This window comes from Enterococcus sp. B2E4 (assembly GCF_030499455.1).
GTDB classification, from domain to species: domain Bacteria; phylum Bacillota; class Bacilli; order Lactobacillales; family Enterococcaceae; genus Enterococcus_D; species Enterococcus_D casseliflavus.
Genome location: NZ_JAUKPK010000020.1, coordinates 1 through 22,463, shown reverse-complemented (window position 1 = coordinate 22,463; position 22,463 = coordinate 1). Strand labels below are relative to the sequence as shown.

28 protein-coding genes are annotated in these 22,463 nt (G+C 42.9%); all 28 read left to right on the top strand.

Features of this window, described 5'->3' with window-relative positions; genetic code table 11:
* Positions 1-341: Cna B-type domain-containing protein (locus tag Q1X33_RS13985; RefSeq protein WP_301969705.1), on the top strand; the 341-nt coding region annotated here is incomplete at its 5' end.
* 138 nt (positions 342-479) lie between these two features.
* Positions 480-1,436 (top strand): alpha/beta hydrolase, encoded by a 957-nt coding sequence (locus tag Q1X33_RS13980; RefSeq protein WP_074536102.1) that lies wholly within the window; start codon positions 480-482, stop codon positions 1,434-1,436.
* 17 nt (positions 1,437-1,453) lie between these two features.
* Positions 1,454-1,726 (top strand): GNAT family N-acetyltransferase, encoded by a 273-nt coding sequence (locus tag Q1X33_RS13975; RefSeq protein WP_034869153.1) that lies wholly within the window; start codon positions 1,454-1,456, stop codon positions 1,724-1,726.
* Positions 1,727-1,882: 156 nt separating this feature from the next.
* The gene (secG, locus tag Q1X33_RS13970) at positions 1,883-2,119 is read left to right on the top strand and encodes a preprotein translocase subunit SecG (protein WP_005228700.1); all 237 of its coding nucleotides are present in this window, start codon (positions 1,883-1,885) and stop codon (positions 2,117-2,119) included.
* A 123-nt stretch (positions 2,120-2,242) separates the two neighbouring features.
* A complete protein-coding gene (locus Q1X33_RS13965; RefSeq protein WP_005228701.1) occupies positions 2,243-2,995 on the top strand; it encodes a carboxylesterase in 753 nt (250 codons plus the stop codon).
* Positions 2,996-2,998: 3 nt separating this feature from the next.
* Positions 2,999-5,359: a ribonuclease R gene (gene rnr, locus Q1X33_RS13960; RefSeq protein ID WP_005228702.1), complete on the top strand. Its 2,361-nt coding sequence runs from the start codon at positions 2,999-3,001 to the stop codon at positions 5,357-5,359.
* A 15-nt stretch (positions 5,360-5,374) separates the two neighbouring features.
* A complete protein-coding gene (smpB, locus tag Q1X33_RS13955) occupies positions 5,375-5,833 on the top strand; it encodes an SsrA-binding protein SmpB (RefSeq protein ID WP_008380870.1) in 459 nt (152 codons plus the stop codon).
* A gap of 293 nt (positions 5,834-6,126) precedes the next feature.
* The gene (gene atpB, locus Q1X33_RS13950; protein WP_005228704.1) at positions 6,127-6,846 is read left to right on the top strand and encodes a F0F1 ATP synthase subunit A; all 720 of its coding nucleotides are present in this window, start codon (positions 6,127-6,129) and stop codon (positions 6,844-6,846) included.
* A 32-nt stretch (positions 6,847-6,878) separates the two neighbouring features.
* Positions 6,879-7,091, top strand: coding sequence for an ATP synthase F0 subunit C (gene atpE, locus Q1X33_RS13945; RefSeq protein WP_005228705.1), 213 nt, complete (start codon positions 6,879-6,881; stop codon positions 7,089-7,091).
* An 88-nt stretch (positions 7,092-7,179) separates the two neighbouring features.
* The gene (gene atpF, locus Q1X33_RS13940) at positions 7,180-7,704 is read left to right on the top strand and encodes a F0F1 ATP synthase subunit B (RefSeq protein ID WP_005228706.1); all 525 of its coding nucleotides are present in this window, start codon (positions 7,180-7,182) and stop codon (positions 7,702-7,704) included.
* Positions 7,691-8,233, top strand: coding sequence for a F0F1 ATP synthase subunit delta (locus Q1X33_RS13935; protein ID WP_005228707.1), 543 nt, complete (start codon positions 7,691-7,693; stop codon positions 8,231-8,233). The genes atpF and Q1X33_RS13935 overlap by 14 nt, the downstream gene beginning before the upstream one ends.
* Before the next feature lie 23 nt (positions 8,234-8,256).
* Positions 8,257-9,813: a F0F1 ATP synthase subunit alpha gene (gene atpA, locus Q1X33_RS13930; protein WP_005228708.1), complete on the top strand. Its 1,557-nt coding sequence runs from the start codon at positions 8,257-8,259 to the stop codon at positions 9,811-9,813.
* A 15-nt stretch (positions 9,814-9,828) separates the two neighbouring features.
* A complete protein-coding gene (locus Q1X33_RS13925) occupies positions 9,829-10,731 on the top strand; it encodes a F0F1 ATP synthase subunit gamma (RefSeq protein WP_005228710.1) in 903 nt (300 codons plus the stop codon).
* A gap of 26 nt (positions 10,732-10,757) precedes the next feature.
* Positions 10,758-12,164 carry a F0F1 ATP synthase subunit beta gene (atpD, locus tag Q1X33_RS13920; protein ID WP_005231864.1) on the top strand — a complete coding sequence of 469 codons (1,407 nt, stop codon included), beginning with the start codon at positions 10,758-10,760 and terminating at the stop codon, positions 12,162-12,164.
* Between the two features lie 31 nt (positions 12,165-12,195).
* Complete coding sequence (locus Q1X33_RS13915) at positions 12,196-12,618, top strand: F0F1 ATP synthase subunit epsilon (RefSeq protein ID WP_005228716.1); 423 nt, start codon at positions 12,196-12,198, stop codon at positions 12,616-12,618.
* 160 nt (positions 12,619-12,778) lie between these two features.
* Positions 12,779-13,012, top strand: coding sequence for a DUF1146 family protein (locus tag Q1X33_RS13910; protein WP_005228718.1), 234 nt, complete (start codon positions 12,779-12,781; stop codon positions 13,010-13,012).
* Positions 13,013-13,102: 90 nt separating this feature from the next.
* Positions 13,103-14,395: a UDP-N-acetylglucosamine 1-carboxyvinyltransferase gene (gene murA, locus Q1X33_RS13905; RefSeq protein WP_005228721.1), complete on the top strand. Its 1,293-nt coding sequence runs from the start codon at positions 13,103-13,105 to the stop codon at positions 14,393-14,395.
* Between the two features lie 21 nt (positions 14,396-14,416).
* Positions 14,417-14,593 carry a DNA-directed RNA polymerase subunit beta gene (locus Q1X33_RS13900; RefSeq protein ID WP_005228723.1) on the top strand — a complete coding sequence of 59 codons (177 nt, stop codon included), beginning with the start codon at positions 14,417-14,419 and terminating at the stop codon, positions 14,591-14,593.
* A 91-nt stretch (positions 14,594-14,684) separates the two neighbouring features.
* Complete coding sequence (yidD, locus tag Q1X33_RS13895) at positions 14,685-14,960, top strand: membrane protein insertion efficiency factor YidD (RefSeq protein WP_005228725.1); 276 nt, start codon at positions 14,685-14,687, stop codon at positions 14,958-14,960.
* Positions 14,961-14,999: 39 nt separating this feature from the next.
* A complete protein-coding gene (locus Q1X33_RS13890; RefSeq protein ID WP_005228727.1) occupies positions 15,000-15,458 on the top strand; it encodes an N-acetyltransferase in 459 nt (152 codons plus the stop codon).
* A 124-nt stretch (positions 15,459-15,582) separates the two neighbouring features.
* Positions 15,583-16,464 (top strand): ROK family protein, encoded by an 882-nt coding sequence (locus Q1X33_RS13885; RefSeq protein ID WP_005228730.1) that lies wholly within the window; start codon positions 15,583-15,585, stop codon positions 16,462-16,464.
* 284 nt (positions 16,465-16,748) lie between these two features.
* Positions 16,749-17,936, top strand: coding sequence for an ABC transporter substrate-binding protein (locus Q1X33_RS13880; protein ID WP_010749790.1), 1,188 nt, complete (start codon positions 16,749-16,751; stop codon positions 17,934-17,936).
* Positions 17,937-18,044: 108 nt separating this feature from the next.
* Positions 18,045-18,923: a branched-chain amino acid ABC transporter permease gene (locus Q1X33_RS13875; protein ID WP_005228742.1), complete on the top strand. Its 879-nt coding sequence runs from the start codon at positions 18,045-18,047 to the stop codon at positions 18,921-18,923.
* A 9-nt stretch (positions 18,924-18,932) separates the two neighbouring features.
* Positions 18,933-19,910, top strand: a complete 978-nt coding sequence (locus tag Q1X33_RS13870) for a branched-chain amino acid ABC transporter permease (protein ID WP_005228744.1) — start codon at positions 18,933-18,935, stop codon at positions 19,908-19,910.
* Positions 19,891-20,667, top strand: coding sequence for an ABC transporter ATP-binding protein (locus Q1X33_RS13865; RefSeq protein WP_015510179.1), 777 nt, complete (start codon positions 19,891-19,893; stop codon positions 20,665-20,667). The genes Q1X33_RS13870 and Q1X33_RS13865 overlap by 20 nt, the downstream gene beginning before the upstream one ends.
* Entirely contained in the window at positions 20,667-21,368 is a 702-nt protein-coding gene (locus Q1X33_RS13860; protein WP_005228747.1) for an ABC transporter ATP-binding protein, read from the top strand. The genes Q1X33_RS13865 and Q1X33_RS13860 overlap by 1 nt, the downstream gene beginning before the upstream one ends.
* Before the next feature lie 3 nt (positions 21,369-21,371).
* Positions 21,372-22,019 (top strand): CBS and ACT domain-containing protein, encoded by a 648-nt coding sequence (locus tag Q1X33_RS13855; protein ID WP_005228750.1) that lies wholly within the window; start codon positions 21,372-21,374, stop codon positions 22,017-22,019.
* 126 nt (positions 22,020-22,145) lie between these two features.
* Positions 22,146-22,379 (top strand): DUF2969 domain-containing protein, encoded by a 234-nt coding sequence (locus Q1X33_RS13850; RefSeq protein WP_005228752.1) that lies wholly within the window; start codon positions 22,146-22,148, stop codon positions 22,377-22,379.
* The last annotated feature ends 84 nt before the right edge of the window (positions 22,380-22,463 follow it).

Here is a 22,463-nt window from a genome sequence, read left to right as displayed (position 1 = left end):
AATACGATGCCGAAGGAAAAGCCTATACCTACACGATCCAAGAAGGAAAAGTTCCAGAATACACCACCAAAATAAATGGCTATAACTTAGTCAACACTTATACAGGGCCAGAGACACCAAAAACACCGAGTGATCCTAAAAAGCCGCAGGTCCCGTTGTCACCTAAAAAGCCAGATACTTCTAAACAATCGGAAGATGACAACAAGAATGACGCAAACCATGCGACTACTGAAAAACGATTGCCTAAGACAAACGAGCGCTCTTCTTATGAGTGGAGTATCCTTGGAAGTATTTTACTCGTTACAAGCGTTGGCATACTTTATCGACGAAAACATAGTTAACCAATTAAAACTTTGTCCTGCTTCTCTGCTAGAAGTCAGGGCAAAGTTTTTTTAAAGTATAGGACTTATTTAAGACGTGCGACAAAACTTTGGCTGAAATCCATTGTAAATGGTAAACTAAAATGAAGGGGGGATCCTATGGTTTGGCTATTGCTACTACTGCTTATTTTTGGTTTTTTGGTGTACTATGTATATCGCACGTCTGTTTTGAAAAAGGGCGTACGCTATTTTGTTTCGGCGATCATTATGCGAAACAATGAATGGTATGAAAAAGAAGGCAGAAAGAAACTGGGGATTCCATACAAAGAGCGGATCGCAACAAAGAGTTCGGCTTTTTGGACACAAGGTTCGGAATGTACGGTAACGACCGCCGATGATCTGATCCTAACAGCGGAAGTCTTTGATCAGTGTGCAAAAACGTGGGTGATCTGCTTGCATGGGTATCGCAGTGATGGGCAAGCAGATTGTCAAGAAGCAGCCGAGAAATTCTGGTCTGCTGGTTACAATGTTTTGGTTCCTGATTTACGTGCACATGGTCGCAGTGAAGGCAAAGAGATCGGCTTAGGGTGGCTAGATCGGATGGATCTGCTTTTGTGGATCGATAAGATTTTGGAAAAAGACCCACAAACACAAATCTTCCTCTATGGTTTAGGAATGGGGGCTGCGACCTTGCTGCTGGCTAGTGGAGAAGTCATGCCGGTGCAAGTGGCTGGGTTGATCTCAGACAGCAGCTATACGTCCGTTTACAGTGCGATCCGATCAAGCTTGCCGCAATTTTCTCGGTTACCGATCAAACGCTTTTTGCGCTTAGCGAATCGCTATAGCAAACAATTAGTCGGTTATCCCTTCTTGCAGATCTCGGTGACCCGACAAGTCGGCAGCAACCATTTACCTGTGCTGTTTTTACAAGGAGAAAAAGATTCGTTTCTTTCGGAAAAAGAGATCAATACCTTAATGGAAGCAACGGCTGGACCGAAACAAAAAGTCCTCTTTGCGAATATGGGACATTTACAGGCAGTGAAAGATGCACCAGAATATTGGCCAACCGTTTTGCAATTCATTGAGAATATCAAACAAAATACAGACATCGTCTGATAGAAAGGAAGAAAGCAATGGAAATCAAAGAAGAAAATAAACGTTTTGCTTTGTATGATGGAGAAAAAGAGGTGGGAGAAATCACATGGCAAGAAACGCCAGATGATGTTCTAGAAGTAGACCACACCTTCGTTAATCCTGATTATCGCGGCCAGCAATTGGCGCAAAAATTACTCAAAGCGGTTGTTGAAAAAGCAAGACGGGAAAAGAAAAAAATTATGCCTGTCTGCTCCTTTGCGGTCAAAGAGTTCAAAGAAAAACCAGAATACGATGACGTACTCGTTCGCTGATTTGAACGAAAGTGATCTATGAGAAAAAGGCTGTCAGAAAGGACAGTCTTTTTTTTAAACCGTCATGCAACGATCAATGACAAAAAGAGAGTAGTAATTTCCAGCGGAAAATGCTAAAATGGAAAGGACGACTTTAGCAAGCAAGGAGGAGCTAACGTGTATAACATCTTATTAACTGCTGTGATCGTTATTTCGATTTTAATGGTCATTACGATCATGATGCAGCCTAGCAAGCAAAATAGTGCAGCTAGTGCCTTTACTGGCGGTGCAGATCAATTGTTTGGTAAGCAAAAAGCCCGTGGATTTGAAGCGGTGATGCAGCGTTCAACGGCCATTTTAGGTTTTGTTTGGATGGTCTTGCTCTTTATTTTGGCTTTTCTTTCATCAAACTAATCACTTTGTTAGCGAACCTCTCGTAAAGAGAGGTTTTTTTCTTTTTAACGGGAAGATTTTGATCGCATTTGTCGAAGTATTCTTGCTAACTATGGTAGAATTGGACGTGAGGTGAAAGGAAACATGAAAACATTTAATCAACCAAAACCGGTTTTTGCTGAACACGGCAAACGAGCGGTCATTTTGTTCCATGCCTATTCAGGCAGTCCTAACGATGTGCGCATGCTTTGTCGTTCGTTAGAACAAAAAGACTACACGGTTTATACACCGATGTTTACTGGACATGGTACACCGAATCCAGATGATATCTTAAATCAAGGAATGACTGTTTGGCAGCAGGATGCTGCGGATGCAGTTGCTTATGTGAAAGAAAAAGGCTATGAGGAAGTTGCCGTTCTTGGACTTTCGATGGGTGGGATTTTAGCGATGGATCGTTTGACGCAAGACCCAACATTGATGGGCGGCGGTCTTTTTTGCTCACCGTTATTTGAAACCAAGAACGAAGTACCAGTCAATTTTGAAAAGTATGCTGAAATGGTCATACCCTACGCTGATTTAGATGAGGCGACCCAAAAAGAAATATTGGCAAAAGTCCCTCGTAAGGTCAGAGAACAACTGCAAGGAATCGAAACAGTCGGACAAACCACAGCCGAGCATTTAGGAAAAATCGAGCGCCCAATCTTCCTGGCGCAAGCAGGAAGGGACCAAATGATCGATCCACAGACGGTTTTCAAAACCGCAGCGGCATTGTCCCATGTTCCCTATACGCTTCAATGGTATCCTCAAAGTGGTCATGTGGTGACAGTTGGACCAGAACGGAAAAAATTAGAGCAGGATGTGTTTGCTTTCTTAGAAACACTTGCTTGGAAAGAGTGAGTTATGACAGAAACGATTAAAACAAAAATTGTTCAGTTTCTCGAAGAAAGCCGTAAAAAAAGTTTTTCAATGGAAGAAATTGCTGAAGGTCTAGGACTTCAAAAAAGTACTGACTTTAAGAATCTTGTCCAGACAGTAGCGGCGATGGAACGAGAAGGCAGTGTGATTTTTAACAAAAAAGGCAAAGTGAAGTTACCAATGAAACGAGTGTTTGTGGAAGGAACCTTCCGTGCCAACGAGCGGGGCTTCGGCTTTGTCACGTTGGATGAAGAAGAAGACGATATTTATATCCCTAAAGAAGCAACAGGCTATGCCATGGACGGCGATACCGTTGCTGTAGACATCGTGCATGTTGCCGATCCTTTTTCAGATCGCGGCGCAGAGGGAAAGGTCGTAGAAATCAAGCAACGCGCCATCAGTCAGTTGGTCGGCGAGTTTACATTATTTGACGAAAAAGAGATCGAAGAATCGGATCTATATGGCGTTGTTCAACCTAAAGATAAAAAACTAAGCGATTTAAAGGTGTTTATCGGCGCCCAAGGAATTCGTCCAGTAGACGGCAGCATCGTGATCGTTGAGATCAGCCATTACCCAGAAAAAGGCTATTCGAAAAGCTTAGAGGGGTTGATCACAAAAGTTGTGGGGCATAAAAACGATCCAGGAATGGATATTTTGTCGATCGTCGTGGCGAACGGGATTCCTACAAAATTTGAGGAAGAAACCTTGGCAGCGGCAGATGCAGTACCCGATACGATCCATCCTGCTGACTTTCCAGAACGACGGGATTTGCGAGATCAACAGATCGTAACGATCGATGGAGCGGATGCCAAAGATTTGGATGATGCGGTGACGGTAAAAGCATTGCCTGACGGCAGCTTCTATTTGGGCGTGCATATCGCAGATGTTTCTTATTATGTGACAGAAAACAGTGCGTTGGACAAAGAAGCTTTTGAGCGGGGAACGAGTGTCTATCTAACGGATCGAGTAATCCCGATGATCCCACAACGTTTATCAAACGGGATCTGTTCGTTGAATCCGAATGTCCCAAGGTTGGCCATGAGCTGTGAAATGTGGATCAACCAAGAGGGGATCGTCACGGATTACAATATTTTCCAAAGTATTATTCAAACAAGTGCCCGCATGACTTATCAGGCAGTCAATCAAATTATTGAAGACAATGATCCAGAAACCAGCAAAGAATATGGGGAACTAGTACCGATGTTCCATGATATGGCCGCCTTGCACCACGTGTTAGAAACGATGCGGATCAAGCGTGGGGCGGTTTCTTTTGAAGACCGCGAAGCGAAAGTCTTGGTCGATGGAGAAGGACACCCGCAAGAAATCGTTCTGCGAGAACGTGGCGTCGGCGAACGATTGATCGAGTCCTTCATGTTGGCAGCCAATGAAACCGTGGCGCGCCATTTCAATCGGAAGCATTTACCATTTATTTATCGGATCCATGAGGAACCAAAAGAAGAGAAAATGCGTCGCTTCTTTGATTTTGCTTCTGCTTTAGGGATTGTAATCAAACAAACCAACGGCTCGATCTCACCAAAACAACTGCAAAAAGTGGTTGAAGATGTCGCAGATAAGCCAGAGGCGATGGTTGTCAATACGATGCTGCTCAGAAGTATGCAGCAAGCGAAGTATTCAGAAGAAAACGTCGGCCACTATGGTTTGGCAGCGGAAGATTATACCCACTTCACGTCACCGATCCGTCGGTACCCCGACTTGATCGTGCATCGCTTGATTCGTTCTTACAGTGAAGATGTCTCTGAAGCCAACCAAAACAAATGGGCTGAAATCTTGCCTGACATCGCAATGCACAGCTCCCAAATGGAACGACGAGCAGTCGATGCAGAAAGAGAAGTCGATGCGCTTAAAAAAGCTGAGTATATGGCCGATAAAGTAGGAGAAGAGTTTGACGGTATCATCAGTTCCGTCGTTAAGTTTGGCTTGTTTATTGAATTGCCTAACACGATTGAAGGGCTGATCCATATCAATAATCTGAAGCAAGATTACTTCCATTATTTGGAAAACCATCTGGCACTTGTAGGTGAACGGACAGGCTTGACCTTTAAAATTGGTCAAAAAGTTCGTATCAAAGTCGTGAAAGCTGATCCTGAAACAAGAGAGATCGATTTCGAATTGGTAGCAGCAGAAGAAGTCGAAAAACTGCAAGCACCAAAAGCCAACAAACGAAACAACCATCAAAAAAATGAAGCGAACCGTCGCGGGAAAAAACAACACAACCCTGAGAAAAAACAAGGGAAACGCTTTGAACAAACCGGTAAAGGCAAGTCAAAGAAAGCTGGCAAAGTGAAAAAGAAAAAACCTTTTTACAAAGGAATCAAGAAAAAATAATTGGAGGGATGGCCCGTGCCTAAAGGAGAAGGGAAATTAATCGCCCAAAACAAAAAGGCCCGCCATGATTACACGATCCTCGATACGATCGAAGCGGGGATCGTCTTACAGGGAACAGAGATCAAAGCGATCCGTAACAGTCGGATCAATTTGAAAGACGGCTTTGTACGCATTCGCAATGGTGAGGCATTCTTAGTCAATGTGCATATCAGCCCATACGAGCAAGGAAACATTTTTAATCATGATCCACTACGGACAAGAAAACTGTTACTGCATAAAAAGCAGATTGCTCGTCTGATTGGCGAAACAAAAAATACAGGCATGACGATCGTTCCGTTAAAGGTGTATATCAAGGATGGTTATGCCAAAGTTTTGATTGGTTTAGCGAAAGGAAAACGCGAATATGACAAGCGGGAATCCTTGAAACGCAAAGATCAAGAAAGACAAATTGACCGAGTTCTTAGAAATTTCTAATTTTCTAAGAACTTCTTTTAGAATCCGATAGAGGTTATTGCTTTGAAAATCGCGCTAAATTTGGTAGCATTTAAGGGAAAGCTGTTGATATAACAGGCTTTTTCTTCCACATAGCGACACGGGAATTTTTCATTTAATTTAGGATTTTTGGCATTGTGAGTTTTTTGTCTAATTTTCTTGAAAATGCTTTGAAATTTTCCATTCGTGGTGGTATGATACCGATTGTTATGAGAGGAAACGCATTGTAACACCAGATTTTTTTCTGGAGATGACAGGAAAAGAGGTGAGAAAGATTGGAAGATAAATCGCTTATGTTTCATATCGGTCCTATATGGTTTGATGGAACTGTAGCTATGATGACAATCATTTCTTGTATTATTGTTTTTTTGGTGGTCTTTATTTGTACACGTAATCTGCAAATGAAACCGAAAGGGAAGCAGAACTTCATTGAATGGGTCATTGACTTTGTTCGCGGTATCGTAGCGGACAATCTACCAGGATCTCAAGTGAACAACTTTCATTTGCTCGGTGTAACAATGTTTCTTTTTGTGTTTGTGGCAAATGAGATCGGGTTAGTCACAAAAATCGTGACGACAGATGACATTACCTTATGGAAAAGTCCGACAGCAGACCCGTTTGTTACACTGACACTCGCACTTATAGTTATTTCCTTGACACATTTCTTTGGGATCAAGTCGTTGGGCTTCAAAAATTACTTGATCAATTCGTACTTGAAACCGGTGGGGTTCTTATTACCGCTAAAAATCATCGAAGAATTTACGAATGTCATCACGTTAGGCTTGCGTTTATATGGAAATATATTCGCAGGGGAAGTGTTATTAGGATTGATTGCCAACATGTTTATTAGTCTTGGTTGGTGGTCATTACCGATCGTGATGCCGCTAGAAATGATCTGGATTGGCTTCTCACTCTTTATTGGAGCGATCCAAGCTTATGTATTTGTTACATTGACCATGGTATTTATGAGCCACAAAATCGTGGCAGAACATTAATCGAATCGACATACAATTAGGAGGAAAAAAGAATGAACTTTATTGGAGCAGGATTAGCAATTATCGGAGCAGCAATTGGTGCAGGGTATGGTAACGGACAAGTAATCGCAAAAACGATCGAATCAATGGCACGCCAACCTGAAATGTCAGGTCAACTACGCTCAACAATGTTTATCGGGGTAGCGTTAGTCGAAGCTGTACCGATTCTAGGGGTAGTTATCGCGCTGTTATTAGTCTTCCGATAAGACAAGCACGAAAAGGCAGAAACGAACAATTGCACTCGTTTTTGCTTTTTTCTAATGAAACAATGACTTTCAGAAAGGAAGAATCGTTATGCTAAATCAGTTGGTTATAGCGGAAGTTCAAAATCCAATGCTTGGCAATATTATCGTTGTCAGCGGATCAATTCTTCTTTTGCTATTCTTATTGAAACATTTTGCATGGGATGCCATCAGCAGCATGATGCAAAAACGGGAAGATAAAATCGCCAATGATTTGGATTCAGCGGAACAATCACGCTTGAATGCAGCAAAATTAGAAAAAGAACGCCAAGAAAAATTGGCACGTTCTCATTCTGAAGCTGCGGAGATCATCAAGAGCGCCAAAGATAGCGGGGAATTGAGTCGACAAAATATTTTGAGCGAGACCAAAGAAGAAGTGGCTCGTTTGAAAGAAAAAGCAAACTCAGACATCACCCTTGAAAAAGAAACTGCGTTAAAAGAAGTGAAAGATGATGTTGCAGAACTTTCGCTTCAAATCGCAGAAAAAATCTTAGGACGCGAATTGACTCCCGAAAATCATGAATCCCTAATCAATCAATATATCGAAGGATTGGGTTCAGTTAATGAAACTCGATAAATTCACAGTGGGAAAACGCTATGGAAAAGCCTTGTTCGAATTGGCGATGGAAGAACAGCGCTTGACAGAAGTTTACCAAGAATTAATGACCTTGCGTCAGATTTATCAGGAGATTCCAACATTCGGTCAGATCGTGACGGATAACCGCTTGGATCTCCATGAAAAAAGACAATTAGTCGATCAATTGCTGAAGGGCTTTGAAGGCTTGGTCAGAAATTTCTTAGAGATCGTTTATGAATATGATCGCATGGATGATCTATTGCTGATCATTGATGAATACGAACGTCGTTACGATGAATATCAAGGTCTTGTTCTCGGAACGATCACAACGGCTGTTGCTTTGTCAGCAGAACAAAAAAGCAAAATCGAAAAGCAAATCGCCGATAAGCTTGGGTACAAGCAGGCACAATTGAAAGAAACGGTCGATCCAACGATTTTAGGCGGAATCATCGTTGAAGCAAATCATCAAGTGATCGACGGTAGTATTAAGAGCCAACTGGATTATCTGCGACAAAAAATCGGCAGATAAACAAGAGATAAGAGGTGAATCGGATGGCCATCAAAGCAGAAGAAATTAGTGCCTTGATCAAAGAGCAAATTAAAAATTATCAGAACGAACTTTCTGTAGAAGAAATCGGTACTGTCACATATGTTGGGGACGGGATCGCCCGCGCCCACGGTTTAGAAAATGCCATGAGTGGAGAACTGCTTGAGTTTTCAAACGGTTCTTATGGGATGGCACAAAACTTAGAATCAAACGACGTCGGGATCATCATCCTAGGTGATTTTGAAACCATTCGTGAAGGAGACAAAGTAAAACGAACCGGTAAAATCATGGAAGTTCCTGTCGGCGATGCATTAATTGGCCGGGTAGTGAATCCATTAGGGCAACCGATCGATGGCTTAGGTCCGATCGAAACAGACAAATCACGCCCAGTTGAAGCAGCCGCACCAGGTGTAATGCAACGGAAATCCGTATCGGAACCAATGCAAACAGGGTTGAAAGCTATTGATGCTTTAGTGCCAATCGGACGTGGCCAACGGGAATTAGTCATCGGTGACCGGAAAACCGGGAAAACAACGATTGCGATCGATGCGATCATCAACCAAAAAGGGCAAGACATGATTTGTATCTATGTCGCTATTGGCCAAAAAGACTCAACGGTTCGTGCACAAGTAGAAACATTACGCCGTTACGGTGCACTTGATTACACGATCGTTGTTTCAGCAGGTGCTTCACAACCAGCACCATTGCTTTACATCGCACCTTATGCCGGGGCAGCAATGGGAGAAGAATTCATGTATAACGGCAAACATGTTTTGATCGTCTTTGATGACTTATCAAAACAAGCAGTCGCTTACCGTGAACTTTCTCTACTTCTACGCCGTCCGCCAGGTCGTGAAGCATACCCAGGGGATGTCTTCTACTTGCACTCTCGTTTATTGGAACGTGCAGCGAAATTAAGTGATGAACTAGGTGGCGGATCAATGACGGCACTGCCATTCGTTGAAACGCAAGCGGGGGATATCTCAGCCTACATCCCAACCAACGTGATTTCTATCACAGATGGACAAATTTTCTTAGAAAATGACCTGTTCTATTCAGGTGTGCGTCCTGCCGTAGCGGCCGGATTGTCCGTTTCACGGGTTGGTGGTTCTGCACAGATCAAAGCGATGAAGAAAGTTGCTGGAACCTTGCGTTTGGACTTGGCAAGTTACCGCGAGCTAGAAGCCTTCACACAATTTGGGTCTGATCTAGATGCTGCGACACAAGCCAAATTAAACCGCGGTCGTCGTACCGTTGAAATCTTAAAGCAAAAACTACATGAACCATTGGCAGTCGAAAAACAAGTCGTGATTCTTTATGCGTTGACGCATGGATTCATTGATAGTGTACCTGTCAATAAACTATTGGACTTTGAAGCAGAATTATTTGAGTATATCGAAGCAAACGCAGCAACGATTTTTGAAACCATTCGGACAACGAAAGACTTGCCAGAAGAAAGCTTGTTAGATGACACCATTAAAGCATTCAAAGATATTTTCATGGCATCCAACAGTTCTCGGGTGACACCGCAAGATAAAATATCGACAATGCAAAACGCATAAAAGAGGTGAGAGAAAATGGCTGCTTCATTAAATGAAATCAAGCAACGAATTGCCTCAACAAAGAAAACCAGCCAAATCACAAAGGCCATGCAAATGGTTTCAGCTGCAAAATTAACAAAATCTGAAGCTCATTCGAAACAGTTTCAAGTGTATGCCAACAAAGTACGTGAAATCGTTACGCATTTGACTGCACAGCAGCTTTCCGATCTTGCAGGTTCTGGTCCTAAAGATGGTGTGAACTATAACAGTATGTTGGTTAGTCGTCCGGTCAAACGCACAGGCTATATCGTCATCACTTCTGATGGCGGTCTAGTGGGCGGCTATAATAGTTCCATCTTAAAACAAATGATGACCATGCTGGATGAAGACCATGCAAAAGAAGAAGAGTATGTCATGATTGCCATTGGTGCAACTGGCGCTGACTTTTTCAAAGCACGGGGCATCAATTTGGCGTACGAGTTAAGAAACCTTTCGGATCAACCAAGCTTTGATGAGGTACGTAAAATCGTAACATTGGCAACCACGATGTACCAAAACGAGGTCTTCGATGAATTATATGTGTGTTATAACCATCACATCAATTCATTGACTAGCCAATTTCGTGTGGAGAAAATGTTGCCGATATCCGATTTAGATCCTGAAGAAGCCGAAAGTTATGAACAAGAATACTTGTTTGAACCTTCCAGAGAAGCGATTTTGAATCAATTACTGCCTCAATACGCTGAAAGCTTGATTTATGGTGCGATTGTTGACGCAAAAACAGCCGAGCATGCTGCCGGAATGACAGCGATGAAAACAGCAACAGATAATGCCAAAAATATTATTGGGGACTTGACGATCTCATACAACCGAGCGCGCCAAGGAGCGATCACCCAAGAAATTACTGAAATTGTGGCGGGGGCATCCGCGTTAGAATAGTTTCAAGAACGAATGGAGGAATACGAATGAGTTCAGGCAAGATTGTTCAAGTCATTGGTCCCGTTGTTGACGTGGAATTCTCTCTAGACCAATCATTACCAGATATCAACAATGCGTTGATTGTTTACAAAAAAGATGAGCAGAAAACAAAAGTTGTGTTAGAAGCTGCCCTAGAACTTGGCGACGGCGTTATCCGTACGATTGCCATGGAATCAACAGATGGCTTACAACGAGGAATGGAAGTAATCGATACAGGCGCCTCCATCTCTGTTCCAGTTGGGACAGAAACATTAGGACGGGTATTTAATGTCCTAGGCGATACCATCGATTTAGAAGCACCATTTCCTGAAGAGGCACCCCGCAGTGGGATTCACAAAAAAGCACCTGACTTTGATGAATTGTCAACAAGTACGGAGATCCTTGAAACTGGGATCAAAGTCATTGATTTGTTAGCTCCTTATTTAAAAGGGGGGAAAGTTGGACTTTTCGGTGGTGCCGGTGTTGGTAAAACCGTCTTGATCCAAGAATTGATCCACAACATCGCCCAAGAGCATGGTGGGATCTCTGTCTTCACAGGTGTTGGTGAACGGACACGTGAAGGAAATGACCTTTATAATGAAATGAAAGAATCTGGCGTTATCGAAAAAACAGCCATGGTGTTTGGACAAATGAATGAACCACCAGGTGCCCGGATGCGGGTAGCTTTGACTGGTTTGACATTAGCCGAGTACTTCCGTGATGTGGAAGGACAAGACGTGCTCTTGTTTATCGATAATATCTTCCGCTTCACTCAAGCAGGTTCTGAAGTATCTGCCTTACTAGGTCGGATGCCGTCGGCCGTTGGGTATCAGCCAACATTAGCAACTGAGATGGGGCAATTACAAGAACGGATCACATCGACGAAAAAAGGTTCCGTTACGTCTATTCAAGCCATCTATGTCCCTGCCGATGATTATACAGACCCAGCACCTGCGACTGCTTTTGCCCATTTGGATGCAACAACCAACTTGGAACGTAAATTGACCGAACAAGGGATCTATCCTGCCGTTGATCCACTGGCGTCTTCTTCTAGTGCGTTAGCACCTGAAATCGTTGGTGAAAAACATTATGAAGTAGCGACTGAAGTACAGCATGCGTTGCAACGTTATCGGGAATTACAAGACATCATCGCCATCTTAGGGATGGATGAACTGTCTGATGATGAAAAAACCTTAGTTGCCCGCGCACGCCGCATTCAATTCTTCTTGTCACAAAACTTCCACGTAGCGGAACAGTTTACGGGACAACCTGGTTCTTATGTGCCAGTTGAAGAAACCATCAAAGGATTTGCAGAGATTCTTGAAGGAAAATATGATGATCTTCCAGAAGAAGCCTTCCGCAGTGTTGGACGAATTGAAGATGTCATTGAAAAAGCGAAAAAAATTGGCTATTAATTAACCAGCCTTGAAGAAAGAGGGGAACCTCATGGATCAATTTTTAACAGTCAATGTGGTGACACCTGCTGGTTTGGTTTACGATCATCACGCGAAAATCGTGGTTGCACGTACGACAGATGGTGAGATCGGTATTTTGCCGCACCATGCCCCAATCATCGTTCCATTGACGATTGATGAAGTCCGGGTCAAACGGATCGATTCAGATACCCATGTCGACTGGGTCGCTGTCAACGGCGGTATATTAGAAGTGCGAGACAATGTTGTCTCGATCGTAGCCGATAGTGCGGAACGTGATCGTGACATCGACGTTTCACGTGCAGAAAGAGCAAAACAGCGTGCAGAACGCCAAATCGAAGAAGCCAAACAAGTCGAGGATATCGACCAGCTTCGGCGCGCAACGGTTGCTTTGCACCGCGCCATCAATCGAATCAACGTGTCAAAACATTCCTAAAAAACAAGGGCATCTTGCCTTTGTTTTTTTGTTTCTCCAAGAAAACGTTTTAAAAACTTTTTAAAGTCTTTTCATGAAGATTTCAAGAAAGATTATTTTTTATCTTGACATCTTTGTGGTATGATAGGAATGTTCAATTATGAAAAAAGGAGCAGGAAGTATGCAAGTGTATGGAATTGATGCAATCATTCGAATCGTGAGTCATTTAGCGTTCATCTATTTAGCATTTTGGGCATTGCAATCTGTGCGGATCGATGCTTTTTTTAAAGCTTTACGAACGACTCAGATACGAATGGTCATAGTGTTTCTTGCGATTGCATTAGGCTACACCGCCAGTACTTTTTTCCTTGAGTTGATTGCGCTATGTCGTAATTTATTTTTAACAGGTTTTTAAGAATTTCATTAATATATGCAAAAACACCGAATATTATGCTATAATTGGCAAGATTTGTGTGAGTCACTGCATTATTTGGAGGGAACATAAATGGAAGAGATGATCGTTCAAGGTGGTAATCGATTAACTGGAACAGTGAAGATCGAAGGGGCAAAAAATGCTGTTCTACCTATCTTAGCGGCAAGCTTATTAGCGGAAGAAGGAACAACGACTTTAACAAATGTACCGATCCTTTCCGATGTATTAACAATGAAAGAAGTGATTCGGCATTTAAATGTCGCAATCGATTTTGAAGAAGAAAACAACACAATGACGATCGATGCGTCACAAGAATTAGCAATCGAAGCACCGTATGAGTATGTGAGCCAAATGCGCGCTTCAATCGTAGTCATGGGGCCTTTGTTAGCCCGTAATGGACATGCCAAAGTGGCAATGCCTGGCGGCTGTGCAATCGGCAAACGACCAATTGATTTACATTTGAAGGGATTTCAAGCACTAGGCGCGCAAATCATCCAAAAAGATGGATACATAGAAGCGATCGCCGATGAGTTAAAAGGCAATAGCATTTACTTGGATTTCCCAAGTGTCGGCGCAACGCAAAATATCATGATGGCTGCCGTAAAAGCTAAAGGCATCACCATCATCGAAAACGTCGCTCGTGAGCCAGAAATCGTTGATTTAGCAAACATTTTGAATAAAATGGGTGCCAAGGTCTTTGGTGCAGGAACCGAAACGATGCGTATTGAAGGTGTCGAACACCTGCATGCAGTAGATCATTCGATCGTGCAAGATCGTATCGAAGCAGGAACCTTTATGGTTGCAGCAGCGATGACTCAAGGAGACGTTATTATTAAAGATGCGATCTCAGAGCACAATCGTCCATTGATTTCAAAATTGATCGAAATGGGCGCAGAAGTGACTGAAGTCGCTGAAGGGATTCGTGTGGTCGGACCTGAACAATTGAAGGCAACAGATGTGAAAACGATGCCTCACCCAGGTTTTCCTACGGACATGCAAGCGCAAATGTCTGCTATTCAATTATTAGCGCAAGGAACGAGTGTTGTGAATGAAACGGTATTTGAGAATCGTTTCCAACATTTAGAAGAAATGCGTCGCATGAATGCCCATGTAAAAATTGACGGCAACGTTGCAGTGATCGAAGGCGGTCATGAATTACAAGGTGCGCTGGTCTATGCGACAGATTTACGTGCCGCAGCAGCGTTGATTTTATTAGGTTTGCGTTCAACGGGACGGACGCGTGTTCGCAATCTAAAATATTTGGATCGCGGCTACTACAAATTCCACGAAAAATTGCAACAATTAGGGGCATCTGTTGAACGAGTTTCTGACGCAGTAGAAGAAGTCGTACCAGTTAACGCCTAATAGGAGTAGGAGAGAAAAAAAGTGAAGTTGAACCGTTATATTTTAACTAGCTTGATAAAAATTCTAATCGTCATTTTATTAGCTATTTTATTGTTCCTAGCAGGAACGATGATTGGTTATGGAGTGATCGGTGACGGCAGTCCTTTTAAAGTATTCTCTCCAAGTCTTTGGAATCATATCTTTGAGTTTATGAAATAAACCATAACTAGGACTTACGCCACGTGCTGAGTCCTAGTTTTTTCTATCTATCTTTACTGAATCGTACGCTAAAAAGAAAGGCTGGCAAGAAATGAGTAAACTTTTGATCGGCTTTGTTCGTTTCTATCAACGTTGTATTTCCCCATTATTTCCTCCTAGCTGTCGTTATTATCCGACTTGCTCAGGATACATGATCCAAGCCATCCAAGTCCATGGAGCAGCCAAAGGAGGCTTGATGGGGGTAGCTCGTATCTTACGCTGCCATCCCTTTGTAAAAGGCGGAATAGATTACGTACCCCAGACGTTTACTTTAAAACGAAATACGAAGGACAAAGTCAAACCAACGTACCGTTATCGGAAAAGTTAAAAGGAATCAACAGAAATATAAAAAAGGAGCCAAAAAGCCATGATTCGTCCAATCGCCCCTAATGAAGCGTATCCTTGGGCGTTGCTGCTGGATGCAGATCCTGATAAAGCAGTCGTAGAAAGCTATCTATATAATAGCCAAACACTTGTTTATGAAGAAGCTGGAGAAATGATTGGTGTGCTAGTTTATCAAAATCAAGGCAAGAACTGGGAGATCATGAATGTGGCCGTTTCGCCAGAAAAGCAAGGAATGGGCATCGGTCGTCAATTGCTGCAAGCTGCCGAAGAAGCGATCCTCAGTCAGCACCTCGGGGCAAAACGGCCGATCGTAGTGATCAAAACTGGTAGTCTGCCCTCTGCAGCCTTGACTTTGTACCAAAAGCAAGGCTATGTTGAAAAAGAGCGGGTGAAGAATTATTTCACCACCCACTATGTCGAACCGATTTTTGAGAATGGGCAGCAGCTGTTCGATCAAGTGATTTTAGAAAAACAACTCTAATGGATGAAGAGACAGTCTAAGTGAATGAGACTGTTTTTTTCTTGTTCTCGGAAATCGCTTTCTTCAAGCGCCGACTTGCGGTAAAATAGACAGTATCAGAATAATAAAGGATTGAGGGAAAAAAATGGCGATTTTAGTCTTTGATATGGGTGGTTCAGCAGTAAAATATGGCGTCTGGGCACAAGATTCTTTGGTGAGTAAAGGGAAGTTCACTACTCCAAATACTTGGGAGGAAATGAAAGCACAGCTGCAGCAAGTGAGGGCAAGCGTAGATGAAGAGATTGAAGGCGTTGGAATCAGTGCCCCAGGTGCGGTCAATGCCCAAGAACGGCGGATCGACGGCATTAGTGCGATCCCTTATATCCATGGGTTTGATATTTACTCAGAACTCGAAGCAGCGTTTGGGGTACCCGTAACCATCGAAAATGATGCCAATTGCGCTGGGATGGCTGAGTTTTATCAAGGAGCGGGCAAAGAGTATCAGCAAGCAGCCTTCGTTGTGATCGGAACAGGCGTTGGCGGTACCTTGTTTCAAAATGGTGAGCTAGTCCGTGGGGCACATTTATACGGTGGCGAATTTGGGTTGATGATCCTAGATCAAGGCAAAACATTTTCGCAACTAGGGACAGCGGTTCAGATGGCCTGGCGGTATTGTGATCGGATCGGAGTGGATCGAACGACGATTACCGGTGAAGAGGTCTTTCAACGTGCAGAAGATGGCGATGCCATTGCGATCGAGGAAGTCAATAAATTTTACAACTATTTAGCACAAGGACTGTTCAGTATTCAGTTTGCTTTTGATCCTGAAGTGATCATTATCGGCGGTGGTGTCAGTGCCAAAAAAGGCTTGTTAGAAGAAGTTGACCAGCGCTTGAAAAAAATGTTGGCGGATCAAGCATTAAATGATTTCGTCCCACTGATCAAGTTATGTGACTATCGCAATGATGCCAATTTAGTTGGGGCGGCGGCAAATTTTCAAGCATTGTATCCACGAAATAGCCGCTAACATGAGGATGTAATGTTTTCAAACGTCCGTTTGAAGAAAAAAGTATCAAATCAAAGCGTATCGGCAGCAAGCAAAGGGGAAAAACCTTTGCTTGCTTTTCTTTTTATCCAAAAATTAGAAAAGCGATTCCATTGTTGCTGGATCAATGTTTTAAAAGCACCATTTTTTATCGGCGAAAAAAATAAATTCTGAATAGGTGAAATATTCTGATAATTCGTTGACATTTCCTAGATTTTTCAGTATATTGGATAACATATTCAGGGGAAGTAAAGGAGAGGAAAATTATGAAAAAGAAATTTGCATTTTTGTTTGCGAGTTTGTTTTTATTGACAGCTTGTAGTGCAGGACCAACAGGTGGACCAACGGATAGCAGTGGTGCTGCTGAAGGTGGCAATAAACAAGAGGGAGATACCATTAAGATTGGTGCCAACTTAGAGTTGTCTGGAGCAGTTGCTGCTTATGGGACGGCTGAAAAAGAGGGGATCGACTTGGCAGTCGAAGAAATCAATGCTGCCGGCGGCGTTCTTGGAAAACAAATTGAAATCATTTCGAAAGATAACAAATCAGATAACAATGAAGCTGCGACAGTAGCAGCCAACTTAGCAACCAATGATAAAGTCGTTGCCATTATTGGACCAGCAACTTCAGGTGCCACAAAGGCGGCTTTACCGAATGTGACGAGAGCCCAAGTACCGATGGTCACTCCTTCAGGTACCGATGATGCGATTACTTACACCAGTGGAAAAGTCCAAGAATTTGCGTTCCGTTCTTGTTTCCAAGATAGCTTCCAAGGAACAATCTTGGCAAAATATGCAGCAGAAAATTTGGATGCTTCAAAAGCCGTAATCTTGGGTGATAACTCAAGTGACTACGCAATTGGTTTAACGGAAGCATTTAAAGAAAGCTACCCAGGCGAAATCGTCTTAGAGGATAACTTTACCGAAGGCGACAAAGATTTCCAAGCAGTTCTTACAAGAATCAAAGATGTTGACTTCGATGTCTTGTTCATTCCAGGCTACTACACAGAAGCTGGTTTGATCATCAAGCAAGCGCGAGAATTAGGAATTGATCAAGCAATCATTGGTGCGGATGGATTCGGTGATGAAAAAATGGTTCAAACAGCTGGTGCAGAAAATGTCAGCAATGTTTACTATACAGGTCACTTCTCTACCAAAGCACCAGCAAACGACAAAGTTGAGCCGTTTGTGGCAGCTTTCAATGAAAAATATGGCAAAGAACCTTCTGCTTTTAATGCATTAGCCTATGATGCTGTTTATATGATCAAACAAGCGATCGAAGATCAAAACTCAGCAGATTCATTGGCGATCGCAGCTGGTTTGTCTGAACTGAAAGACTTTGTCGGTGTGACCGGTGAAATCACGATGGATGAAAATCATAACCCTGAAAAATCAGCAGTTGTTTTAGGATTGACTGACGGGAAAGAAACCTCAGCAGACACTGTGGAACCGTAAAAAACCCGCAGTTGTTTGGCAGTGAAAACTGGGACAGACCTGATGAGTTTGTCTCAGTTTCTTTTCTCTAAAAGAATGACCATAATAAATGATATTGGAAGTGAGTATATGGAAATGATGATCCAACAATTGATCAACGGCTTGTTTCTAGGCAGTATCTATGCCTTGTTAGCGTTGGGTTATACGATGGTGTATGGCATCATCAAGTTGATCAACTTCGCCCACGGAGAAGTTTACATGATCGGTAGTTTTATCGGTTACTTTTTGATCAATCAATGGCAATTAGGGTTTTTCCCCGCGTTGTTCATTTCAATGATCGCCAGTGCAGCTCTTGGGGTAACGATCGAATTTTTAGCGTATCGTCCCTTACGCAATTCCACGCGAATTTCGGCACTGATCACGGCAATCGGGGTTTCTTATTTTTTGCAAAATGTCATGATCTTTTTCTTTTCAGCCAATGTGCGCCCCTTTCCGCAAGCGATTGAACGACAAACTTATTCCATCGGGTTTGTTCAAGTAAGTAATGTCCAGTTATTGATCTTGGCTGTTTCGGTTACCTTAATGATTCTCTTGCAATTGATCGTGAAAAAGACCCGTATGGGAAAAGCGATGCGGGCAGTAAGTGTTGATGCAGATGCAGCGCGTTTGATGGGGATCAATGTCAATCGAACGATTTCCTTTACCTTTGCCTTAGGCTCGGCTTTGGCTGCAGCTGGCGGGATGCTGATCGGTTTGTATTATAATTCCATTGATCCATCAATGGGCGTCGTTCCTGGTCTGAAATCTTTTGTTGCAGCGGTTCTCGGCGGGATCGGGATCATTCCTGGAGCAGCCTTAGGTGGCTTTGTGATCGGTTTGGTAGAAACAGCAGCGACAGCGCTTGGTTTTTCTGATTATAAGGATGCTTTAGTGTATGTCATTTTAATAATTATATTGTTGGTTCGTCCAGCTGGGATCCTCGGCAAAAATATCAAAGAGAAAGTGTAGGTGGCAGAAATGAAAAAGAATTTACGTTACAACTTAATCTGGCTCGCTCTGGCAGCTATTCTTTATTTTGGATTATTTGCAGCCTACAATGGCGGAATGATCAATTTGTTCTCTGATGCCATCATCGTCAATATCGGAATCAATATCATCTTGGCAGTCAGTTTGAATCTGATCATCGGCTTTTCAGGGCAATTCTCCTTAGGACATGCTGGATTTATGGCAATCGGTGCTTATGCTGGCGCGATCCTGTCGGCAAGCAATCCAACCTTTGGTGGCTTTTTAACTGGTTTACTGGTGGGGATGCTGGTTTCTGGTGCAGTCGCATTAGTGGTTGGGATTCCGACCCTCCGTTTAAAAGGCGACTATCTAGCGATCGCTACCCTAGGTGTGGCAGAGATCATTCGGATCTTGTTGGTGAACCTACGAGGCTTGACCAATGGTCCTGCAGGAATTTTCGGATTGCCCCAATTCAGTAATTGGCAGATCGTCTTTCTCTTTGCCGTTTTATCGATTCTTGTCGTGTCAAACTTTATCCATAGCGGACCAGGTCGGGCGACTTTAGCGATTCGGGAAGATGAGATCGCTGCAGAATCAATGGGGGTCAACACAACGAAATACAAGGTAATTGCGTTTGTAATGGGGGCGGTGATGGCAAGCATTGCTGGTACCCTTTATGCCAGCTATCAGCAGTCGGTTTTCCCACGAGATTACGGTTTTATGAAATCGATCGATGTATTGATCATCGTCGTTTTTGGAGGGCTTGGGAGTACCACAGGAGCAGTTGTCTCGGCAGTAGTGCTAGGAATCTTAAATATGTACTTGCAAGGCTTCTCTGATTTGCGCATGATCATTTATGCATTGGCTTTGATCATCATCATGATCTTTAAACCAAGCGGACTTTTAGGGACATGGGAATTCTCCGTAAAAGGACTGCTGGATAAATTTAGAAAAAAGGGGGATGACAACGATGCCTCTATTAGAAGTTAAAAGCTTAACGAAAAACTTCGGCGGTTTAGCTGCTGTTTCTCATGTAGACCTCCATTTAGATACCAATGAGCTGGTCGGATTGATTGGACCAAACGGTGCTGGCAAGACAACGCTCTTTAATCTCCTGACAGGTGTGTATGAACCTAGTGAAGGGGAAGTGCTTTTTGAGACCCAAGGTAAGCCAAAACGTTTAAATGGCGTGAAGCCCTATAAAATCGCGGATTTAGGTCTTTCAAGAACCTTCCAAAACATTCGCTTGTTTAAAAATTTGACTGTGATGGACAACGTCTTGATCGCTATGAACAGTAAGCATAAAGAAGGACTGCTGACTAGCATCCTGCGTTTGCCAAAGTACTACAAAAACGAAGCGTCCATGAAGAAAAAAGCCTTAGAGCTGTTACGGATCTTTGATATGGATGGCAAAAGTCAAACGTTAGCGAAAAATTTGCCTTATGGCGAGCAGCGTCGGTTAGAGATCGTACGCGCATTGGCTACAGAACCAAAAATTCTGTTTCTTGACGAACCGGCTGCGGGGATGAATCCTCAAGAAACAACAGAACTGACAAAGTTGATCTATAAGATCCAAAAAGATTTTCAATTGACGATCCTCTTGATTGAGCATGATATGAGTTTGGTCATGGAAGTGTGCGAACGGATCTATGTGCTGGAATACGGCCAAGTCATCGCCCACGGTGAACCAGAAGAGATCAAAAACAATCCGCGGGTGATCGAAGCTTATCTAGGAGGGGAAATCTGATGCTGGAAATTCAAAATTTAAGTGTACACTACGGCATGATCCAAGCGGTCCATGATGTTTCCTTCCACGTCAATAAAGGGGAGATCGTTTCACTGATTGGTGCCAATGGTGCAGGGAAAACCACGATTTTACGGACGATTTCTGGATTGATCCGCCCCTCAAATGGCTCAGTCACTTTTGAAGGAAAACGAATTGAGAAAGAAGCACCGCAAAAAATCGTCGCAAACGGCTTGTCGCAAGTGCCAGAAGGGCGGCACGTCTTTTCAGGATTGACGGTTCAAGAAAACTTAGAGATGGGCGCCTTCTTGCGTAAAGACAGTGGTGTCAAAGAAGACTATGAACAAGTTTACCGCAAGTTTCCTGTATTGAAAGAACGCCTCTCGCAAGATGCGTCGACATTATCTGGCGGTGAGCAGCAGATGTTGGCAATGGGGCGGGCATTGATGTCAAAACCGCGCTTGCTTTTGCTGGATGAGCCCTCGATGGGCTTGGCACCGATTTTTATCAAAGAAATTTTTTCAATCATTCAAGAAATCAAGCAGCAAGGAACGACTGTGCTGCTGATTGAACAAAATGCAAAAATGGCTTTATCGATTGCCGATCGCGGCTATGTATTAGAAACGGGGAAAATCGTTTTAGAAGGTACTGGAGAAGAATTACTAGCAAGTGATGAAGTAAGAAAAGCGTATCTAGGAGGCTAAACAATGAGTGTAAGTGATTTTATGACGAAGACGGTCGTCACCGTCGATTCGCAGACACCGATCTTTGATGCAGTAGATTTAATGAAGCAGCACGATATCCACCGTCTGCCCGTCGTTGACGATGGTAAATTAGTAGGGTTGATCACAGAAGGAACGATCGCTGAAGCAACTCCCTCAAAAGCGACAAGCTTAAGCGTTTATGAAATGAACTATCTCTTAAATAAAACGACGGTCGCTGATATCATGTTGAAAAAAGTGACCACGATTGAACCAGATGCACTATTAGAGGACGCCATTTCCGTCATGCGTAGTGAAAACGTGGGGGTTTTACCAGTCATGGATGATGATGCCTTAGTGGGAATCATTACCAACAATGATATTTTCGATGCCTTTTTGAAAATCACTGGCTACCACGATGGCGGAACCCGAGTGTCCATCGAGATCACGGATGACCATGTAGGCGTGTTAGCAGACGTGACCAAACTGCTTGCCGATCATCAGATGAGTATTTTGACCATCGTAGTCAATCGGATGGCGCTAAAAACGATTGTTGAGATCCAAGTAGAGTCGCGCCAAGTCGCAGCGATTGAGAAAATCTTAAGCGATGCGGGGTATACCGTAACCAGTGCTGTCTTGACGAACCAGAAATGAGACAAAGCAGCAAAAGTAGTCGATCGTAACGATTGACTACTTTTTTTCGTTCCAGATGAGATTTTCTTTTTCTTTTGCTGGTTTTCTGTTAAAATAGTAAGGTGCTGTAAAGAAAGAGGTGCAATCATGTCTAAGAAAAATAAAGATATCGAAGTCCGTATTGAAGAAACAACGAAAGCCATTCATGGCAAAGACTATACCGTCAATGAATTATTTATTGGTAAAAAACGTATCGGTGAGATTTTAACGACTGGACCGAAAGAATTTCAAAGCTTTTTAGGGGATGAAGATCTAGGTTCAAGCAGAAGTTTAGAAGCTGCGATCGAGATGATTATTCGCCAATGGAATTTACATGAATAATTTCTAGAAAAATTTACTTTTTGCTCTTGCAATTTGTTATCTTTTTCGGTATTATAACTATTGTCAGGTTTGAGAAAAACCTTT